Source organism: Ectothiorhodospira magna (genome assembly GCF_900110965.1).
In the GTDB taxonomy this organism is placed as follows: Bacteria; Pseudomonadota; Gammaproteobacteria; order Ectothiorhodospirales; family Ectothiorhodospiraceae; genus Ectothiorhodospira; species Ectothiorhodospira magna.
On record NZ_FOFO01000046.1, the window covers coordinates 1 to 3254 of the forward strand.

2 rRNA genes are annotated in these 3254 nt (G+C 53.9%); both read right to left on the bottom strand.

The window, feature by feature from the left end:
- Window positions 1–23: 23 nt before the first annotated feature.
- A 5S ribosomal RNA gene (rrf, locus tag BMX62_RS12350) occupies window positions 24–139 on the bottom strand.
- A gap of 105 nt (window positions 140–244) precedes the next feature.
- Window positions 245–3132: ribosomal RNA gene (locus BMX62_RS12355) — 23S ribosomal RNA — on the bottom strand.
- Window positions 3133–3254: the final 122 nt, after the last annotated feature.

Consider the following 3254-nt stretch of genomic DNA (forward strand, 5'->3'; position numbering starts at 1 on the left):
ACCAATCGGGGTTTGGAATAAGTGCCTGGCAGTGACCTACTTTCACATGGGGAGGCCCCACACTATCATCGGCGCTGAACCGTTTCACTTCCGAGTTCGAGATGGGATCGGGTGGTTCCGGTTCGCCATGGCCGCCAGGCAAAACTGACGCTGATGCTGAATATTTCAACATCGGCAAAATCGGGAAAACATCAGGCATGTCATGTCGTTGCAACTTACACACCTCAAACTGCTTGGGTGTTATATGGTCAAGCCTCACGGGCAATTAGTACGGGTTAGCTTCACACATTACTGCGCTTCCACACCCCGCCTATCAACGTCGTAGTCTTCGACGACCCTTGAGGGGCATCAAGTGCCCAGGGAGATCTCATCTTGAGGAAGGCTTCCCGCTTAGATGCTTTCAGCGGTTATCCCGTCCGTACGTAGCTACCCGGCAATGCCACTGGCGTGACAACCGGAACACCAGAGGTACGTCCACTCCGGTCCTCTCGTACTAGGAGCAGACCCTCTCAAATCTCCGACGCCCACGGCAGATAGGGACCGAACTGTCTCACGACGTTCTAAACCCAGCTCGCGTACCACTTTAAATGGCGAACAGCCATACCCTTGGGACCTGCTTCAGCCCCAGGATGTGATGAGCCGACATCGAGGTGCCAAACACCGCCGTCGATATGGACTCTTGGGCGGTATCAGCCTGTTATCCCCGGAGTACCTTTTATCCGTTGAGCGATGGCCCTTCCATTCAGAACCACCGGATCACTAAGACCTGCTTTCGCACCTGCTCGACGTGTCTGTCTCGCAGTCAAGCACCCTTGTGCCTTTGCACTCAGTGCGCGATTTCCGACCGCGCTGAGGGTACCTTCGCGCTCCTCCGTTACTCTTTGGGAGGAGACCGCCCCAGTCAAACTACCCACCACACACGGTCCCTGTCCTGGATGACAGGACGAGGTTAGAACTCCAAACATGCCAGGGTGGTATTTCAAGGTTGGCTCCGCCGAAACTGGCGTTCCGGTTTCAATGCCTCCCACCTATCCTACACAAGCAGGTTCAAAGTTCAGTGTGAAGCTGTAGTAAAGGTTCACGGGGTCTTTCCGTCTAGCCGCGGGTACACTGCATCTTCACAGCGATTTCAATTTCACTGAGTCCCAGGTGGAGACAGTGCCGCCATCGTTACGCCATTCGTGCAGGTCGGAACTTACCCGACAAGGAATTTCGCTACCTTAGGACCGTTATAGTTACGGCCGCCGTTTACCGGGGCTTCGATCAAGAGCTTCGCCTTGCGGCTGACCCCATCAATTAACCTTCCGGCACCGGGCAGGCGTCACACCCTATACGTCCACTTTCGTGTTTGCAGAGTGCTGTGTTTTTAATAAACAGTCGCAGCGGCCTGGTCTCTGCGGCCCCCGGCAGCTACGGGCGCGAGGCCCTTCACCGCCAGAGGCGTACCTTCTCCCGAAGTTACGGTACCATTTTGCCTAGTTCCTTCACCTGGGTTCTCTCAAGCGCCTTGGGATTCTCACCCTGCCCACCTGTGTCGGTTTCGGGTACGGTCACACCGTGTCTGAAGCTTAGAGGCTTTTCTTGGAAGCTGAGCATCGATCACTTCGCTCCGCGTGGGAGCTCGTCATCACGCCTCAGGATTGTGCCTCCGGATTTGCCTGGAAGCACTCCCTACACGCTTAAACCGGACACCAACTGCCGGCTGATCTAGCTTTCTCCGTCCCCCCATCGCAACATGGTGCGGTACAGGAATATTAACCTGTTTCCCATCGACTACGCATTTCTGCCTCGCCTTAGGGGCCGACTAACCCTGCGCCGATTGACGTTGCGCAGGAAACCTTGGGCTTTCGGCGGATGGGGTTTTCACCCATCTTATCGTTACTCATGTCAGCATTCGCACTTCCGATACCTCCAGCATGCCTTACAGCACACCTTCGCAGGCCTACGGAACGCTCCTCTACCACGCCACTTACGTGGCGTCCGCAGCTTCGGTACATGGCTTAAGCCCCGTTGAATCTTCCGCGCGGGCCGACTCGACCAGTGAGCTATTACGCTTTCTTTAAAGGGTGGCTGCTTCTAAGCCAACCTCCTGGCTGTTTCTGCCTTCCCACATCGTTTCCCACTGAGCCATGATTTGGGGACCTTAGCTGGCGGTCTGGGTTGTTTCCCTCTCCACGACGGAAGTTAGCTCCCGCCGTGTGTCTCCCATGATTGCACTTCCTGGTATTCGGAGTTTGCAATGGTTTGGTAAGTCGGGATGACCCCCTAGCCATAACAGTGCTCTACCCCCAGGAGTGAGACATGAGGCGCTACCTAAATAGCTTTCGAGGAGAACCAGCTATCTCCGGGCTTGATTAGCCTTTCACTCCTATCCACAGCTCATCCCCTAATTTTTCAACATTAGTGGGTTCGGACCTCCAGTAGGAATTACCCCACCTTCATCCTGGCCATGGATAGATCGCCCGGTTTCGGGTCTAACGCAAGCGACTATGGCGCCCTATTAAGACTCGGTTTCCCTACGGCTCCCCTATGCGGTTAACCTTGCCACTTACGTTAAGTCGCTGACCCATTATACAAAAGGTACGCAGTCACCCATAAAGGGCTCCCACTGCTTGTACGCACACGGTTTCAGGTTCTATTTCACTCCCCTCTCCGGGGTTCTTTTCGCCTTTCCCTCACGGTACTGGTTCACTATCGGTCGGTAGGGAGTATTTAGCCTTGGAGGATGGTCCCCCCATGTTCAGACAGGATTTCACGTGTCCCGCCCTACTCACTTTTCATTGACAAGATCTTTTCGTGTACGGGGCTATCACCCTGTATCGCCGGACTTTCCAGACCGTTCCACTAAAATCGAGTCAACTTTTGGGCTGTTCCGCTTTCGCTCGCCACTACTGACGGAATCTCGGTTGATTTCTTTTCCTTCGGGTACTTAGATGTTTCAGTTCCCCGAGTATCGCCTCTGCATCCTATGTATTCAGATACAGATACCTCTAAAAAGAGGTGGGTTTCCCCATTCGGAAATCCCCGGATCAACGCTTGTTTGTCAGCTCCCCGAGGCTTATCGCAGACTACCACGTCCTTCTTCGCCTCCTACCGCCTAGGCATCCACCGTGTGCGCTTAACCGCTTGACCATATAACCCCAAAAAGTCTGAAGTTATATGCGCAGTTGCTCATGCGACATGACATTTGAGAGAACTAAACTACATTTACTCTCGCCTAGATGTTTTCCCGAATTGTTAAATAACTTCACCGG